Source organism: Robinsoniella sp., assembly GCF_034124845.1.
In genome coordinates this window covers 1-2569 of the sequence record NZ_JAWYAJ010000256.1, presented here as the reverse complement: position 1 = coordinate 2569, position 2569 = coordinate 1, and the positions used below count along the sequence as shown (strand labels likewise).

The following is a 2569-nucleotide window of genomic DNA, read 5'->3' as shown; positions in this document are numbered from 1 at the left end:
GGATTCATAAGTCGCAAGGTTATCTCCGCCCCAGTTCACCGGGAACTGCTGGGTGCCCACCGTTGCTGAACGTGCAAATACACAGGCATCCCGCTCACCTTTTTTACGCTTCAGCATTTCATAAACTGTCTTATTATAAAGATAAGTATAGTAGTTATGCATTTTATCGGGATCCGATCCGTCAAACCACTGCACCTCTGTAGGAATTCTTTCCGCAAAATCCGTTTTCAGGCAGTCAACCCCGGTATCCAGAAGTTCCTCTAATTTCCCTGCATACCAGCGGCAGGCGTCAGGATTTGTGAAATCTACAATGGTTTGACCAGGCATCCACAGATCACTCTGCCAGATACTTCCGTCTTTGCGTATCAGCAAATACCCCTTCTCTTTTCCTTCCCGGTATAACTGGGAACGCTGTCCTATGTAAGGATTAATCCACACACAGATTTTAACCCCATTTTCTTTAATTTTTGATAGCATGCCCTTCACATCATCAAATCTGCTGTCCCATTTAAAATTGCAGAGTTCAAATGGCTTCATCCAGCCTGCGTCATAATGAAATACTCCCAGGGGAATATTCCTTTTCTTCATCTCCTCTACAAAACCATGTACAACTTCAGGGGCATAACTGGGGGTCCAGCTGGTAGATAGCCAGAGTCCAAAGGACCATGCCGGAGGAACGGGACTTCTGCCTGTCAGCGCAGTATAATTGCCGAGAACCCCCTTGGGTGTACCGCCTCCGATCACCATATATTCCAGCGTCTCACCTTCCACACTGAACTGTACTTTTCTCACATTTTCTGTTCCTACCTCAAATGAGATATGTTCCGGATGATTGACCAGCACTCCGTAACCATAATTAGAGAGATAGAACGGAATATTTTTATAGCTCTGATCACCAAATGTGCCGCCGTCTTTATTCCATATCTCAATGGTTTGTCCGTTTTTCACCAGTGATGTAAATCTTTCCCCCAGTCCATAGATATTTTCTCCTACTCCCAGGGATAGCTGTTCTCTCATATAAGTTTCCTTCATATAGTGGGGACGGGGCGGGCAATGGTTGAAGTCACACCACTGGTCTGCTTCATAATCCAGATCTGTCACATATGCCAGGCTTCTGTCCTTGCTGGATACGATTTTTTTGCCCTCATAATAAAAGCTGAAAGAAAATTCACCCTTTTTTTGAATGATGACCGCAGTTTTGCCGCTGGTCATAGAAACGGTTTCCTCGGTATCATCAAATTCCAGCTCTGTCTCCTCCTGGAACAGCTTAAATTCAGGTCCTTTTTCAATCTTGCCGTCATAGTGCTTCACCCGAATTTTAATAACATCCCTTCTGGGAGAAGTAAACCATACTGTCAGCGCCGGTCCGTATGTAGTATCATTTAAATCCCGGATTTCAGTGCAGGGGACAAATACCTCTATCCCCTTATCTGAAATCTTATACTCCCATAAGGAGTGTACTTTATGCTGCCTGATTCCCTTTGCCTCTTCCCATATTCCATCTGTAAACCTCATGTGTTTTCCTCCTATACCATCATTTATCTGTTGTAAAAATTATAAACAACTTTGATGGATGTTACATGGGCTTATTTGTCATTTTTCTTATGCAAATTGGCTTTTTTAAAACAGGCAGCCGGTCAAATTAATGATACGGCTTTTATATCATGCATTGTCAGAATTTCCCGGAAGCACCGCCTCCGCCAGATGATCCGCCGCCTCCAAAAGAACCGCCCCCTCCAAAGGAGCCTCCTCCTCCAAAAGAACCGCCGCCGAAGTAACCGCCGCCAAATGGACCACCGAAGAATCCTCCGCCACGACCGCCTCTGCCTCCACCGCGCAAAAAGATTACGAGAAAAAATAATACCAGTCCAATGCTGATCCAGGAGCCGCCACCTGAGGATTCTCCATAGTCCTCGTCCGCAAATCCTTCCTGTATGTCCGCATCGTCCAGATCCCCGGGCTCAGCAAGATTGTACTCAGCATATACTTCCTTCAGCACTCCCGTATACATGGTCTTAATTCCCAGATCCCAATTATCTTCTTTTAGAGCAGGAGTACCAAGATTGCGGATAATTCTCCCAGCCTTGGCATCATTAATCGCTCCTTCCAGTCCGTATCCTACCTCTATCCTGACTTCTCTTTCCTGTAAAGCCAGAAGAATCAGGACACCGGAATTCTGTGATTTATCTCCGATTCCATATTCCCGGAACATCTCATTGGCATAATCCTCGATGGAATTTCCGCCCAGGGTTTGTATCGTAGCCACTGCCACCTGGGCTTTTGACTTGTCGTTCAGCAATTTGCTCTGTGCTATGATATATTGTTTCGTGTCATTACTCAAAAGTCCTGCAAAATCATTAACATAGAACTCTCTTGTGGGAGCCTGAATACCGGCAGCTGCTTTTACCGGCAAATATGCCAGCATCAGCGTTAATGCAGCCATCATGCAATATGCAAAAATATTTTTAATTTTTTTCATATGACACCTGCCATTATACATCCTATTGTCCTTCAAAATTGACTTCCGGTACCTGCTGTGCTCCCTCTGCTGCCTGGAAATACTCCGCCT

The 2569-nt window shown here is 45.2% G+C and carries 2 protein-coding genes; both read right to left on the bottom strand.

Annotated features, from left to right (window positions below; all coding sequences use genetic code 11):
- Nucleotides 1–1515: alpha-xylosidase (gene yicI, locus ACH2DQ_RS12725; protein ID WP_395026968.1), on the bottom strand; the 1515-nt coding region annotated here is incomplete at its 3' end.
- Nucleotides 1516–1672: 157 nt separating this feature from the next.
- Nucleotides 1673–2479, bottom strand: a complete 807-nt coding sequence (locus ACH2DQ_RS12720) for a TPM domain-containing protein (protein ID WP_394914686.1) — start codon at nucleotides 2477–2479, stop codon at nucleotides 1673–1675.
- Between the last annotated feature and the right edge of the window lie 90 nt (nucleotides 2480–2569).

Bases quoted from the DNA above. Each gene is read 5' to 3' on its own strand.
- ACH2DQ_RS12720 (WP_394914686.1), bottom strand. From the start codon at position 2,479: ATGAAAAAAATTAAAAATATTTTTGCATATTGCATGATGGCTGCATTA.